Genomic DNA, 2,099 nt, shown 5'->3' with positions numbered 1-2,099 from the left:
TGCTAATGTAGTAGTAGCTGATAATACTAATAAAATATCAGATGAAGTAGATTTAATGGCTAGCATTGCTGTTGAAGCTGTTATGAAGAATAAGTTTGAGTAATAAAATTTATTTCACGATAATAAATTTACAAAAATATAATATCTCTATTTTACAATAATGAAGATATTATAAAATTATTTTTTGATACAAAAATATCTAAAAAAAGATTGGGGAAAAATGGAAAAGGAACTATTAGATAATGACTTTATAGTTAGTAAAACAGATATTAAAGGTAATATTACTTATGCTAATGAATCTTTTTTAAAAATTATAGGTTCAACAGAAAATGAAGTTTTAAATAAGCCACATAATGTTGTAAGACATAAAGATATGCCTAAGGCTGTTTTTAGATACTTGTGGCAACAATTAAAAGGAAGAAAAGAAGTTTATGCTTTCGTAAAAAACAGAACATTTGATGGTGGATATTACTGGGTATTTGCTAATATTAGCATATCTTATGATTTATCTGGTAATACGATAGGATATTATTCAGTTAGAAGAAAAATGGGTAAAAAAGCTAAAGAAGTTATTATTGCTTTATATGCTAAAATGCTTGAAGTTGAGAAAGCTCAAGGAGTTGATGCTTCTTGGAAAATTATAGAAGATATTTTGAAAAAAGAAAATAAAGGTTATAACGAATTTATGATAGGTATTCAGGGGCTAAAATGAGTATATTTAATAAAAATAATGATGAAGCGTTAAATAAAATTATAGAAGTTTTAGAGCAAACTTCAAATGGATATTTAGAATCAAGAGTTACTGGTATAAAGGGCGAAAAATACACAATATTAGCAAATCATTTAAATAATTTGTTAGACCAAATAGAAGTGTGGCAAAGAGAAGTTGCTAGTTCTATTGAAGTTGCTTTTTCTGGTGCAACTTATAGAAATATTAATAGTGTAGGTTTAAAAGGTAGATTTAAAAGCACTGCTGATAATTTAGTAAGTGCTATTTTAGGAATTGCAAAAAGTATAGAAACTCAACGCTTAAATGAGCTTAGTATAAGAGTTCAACAAAACAATAATGATTCAGGTATAATTGATATTTTAACAAATGGCTTAAGCACAAATCAAACTAATTTAAATAGCATTTTAAATTCTTCAAAACAAATTGCAGATGATTCGCATACTACTCAAACTATGGTAAAAGAATTATCAAAAAGCTCAAATGAATTACAAAATTACATAGGTTTATTTACTGATTTAATCAATGGTCTAAATGAAAAAACAAATGAAATATCAAAAATTATTGAAATGGTAAAAGACATTACAGACCAAACTCAATTACTATCATTAAATGCTGCAATTGAAGCAGCAAGAGCAGGTGAGCATGGTCGTGGATTTGCGGTAGTTGCCGATGAAGTAAGAAAATTAGCAAATAATACAGAAGAAGCTACTAATACTATTAATTTGAATATAAATTCTTTAAAAGAAAGTGTTAAAAAGTGTTTAGAGTATTCAAATCAAGTTTCAGAAATTAGCAATAAAAATCAAGAAAAAACAAATCAGTTTTTTGATACTTTAAGTTCTTATGAAAAATTATCTGAAAATAACTTTAATAATGCTCAAAATAGTGGTAGATTGCAAAATAATTTATTTATACAAATACATTTATTACTTTATAAAGATGATGCGATTAGGTGTTTGCTTAATAAGAATTTAAAACAAAATAAATCATTAGAAGAAAACATTGCAAAATCAATCAAAAAAGAGCAAGAAGGTATATTTAAAGATATCTTAGCTTTATATGAAGAGCTTTATAATTGTGAAGAATTAGACGAGCAAGTAAGACTTGTGAAAAGATTTGATGATTTAATCTTTAATATGTGTAAAAATTGCTAGTTTAGATAAGGAATTTAAAATCAATTTTTAAATTCCTTAAACCTTTAAATATATTCAATTTCGTTTTTAAAATAAATTATACTAAGAGTGATTTTGTATAAATCTAAAATCATTTCATTTCTTTTGACATTCTATAAATGAATGAAAATACTTCGGCAGCAACTTTTTATATATTTAAAAGCCTATTAATAGTCCTTAAAGTTATTTTAAAACCC

At 25.2% G+C, this 2,099-nt stretch carries 1 protein-coding gene and 1 pseudogene; both read left to right on the top strand.

From position 1 onward, the window contains the following. Positions 1-220 precede the first annotated feature (220 nt). Positions 221-712 (top strand): PAS domain-containing protein, encoded by a 492-nt coding sequence (locus AVBRAN9334_RS10025; protein ID WP_214150640.1) that lies wholly within the window; start codon positions 221-223, stop codon positions 710-712. 587 nt (positions 713-1,299) lie between these two features. Continuing rightward, positions 1,300-1,884, top strand: a pseudogene (locus tag AVBRAN9334_RS10265) (methyl-accepting chemotaxis protein); the annotation flags it as partial. Positions 1,885-2,099 lie beyond the last annotated feature (215 nt).

This window comes from Campylobacter sp. RM9334, from assembly GCF_020138145.1.
Classification (GTDB): domain Bacteria; phylum Campylobacterota; class Campylobacteria; order Campylobacterales; family Campylobacteraceae; genus Campylobacter_E.
This window is presented reverse-complemented; position numbering and strand designations above follow the sequence as displayed.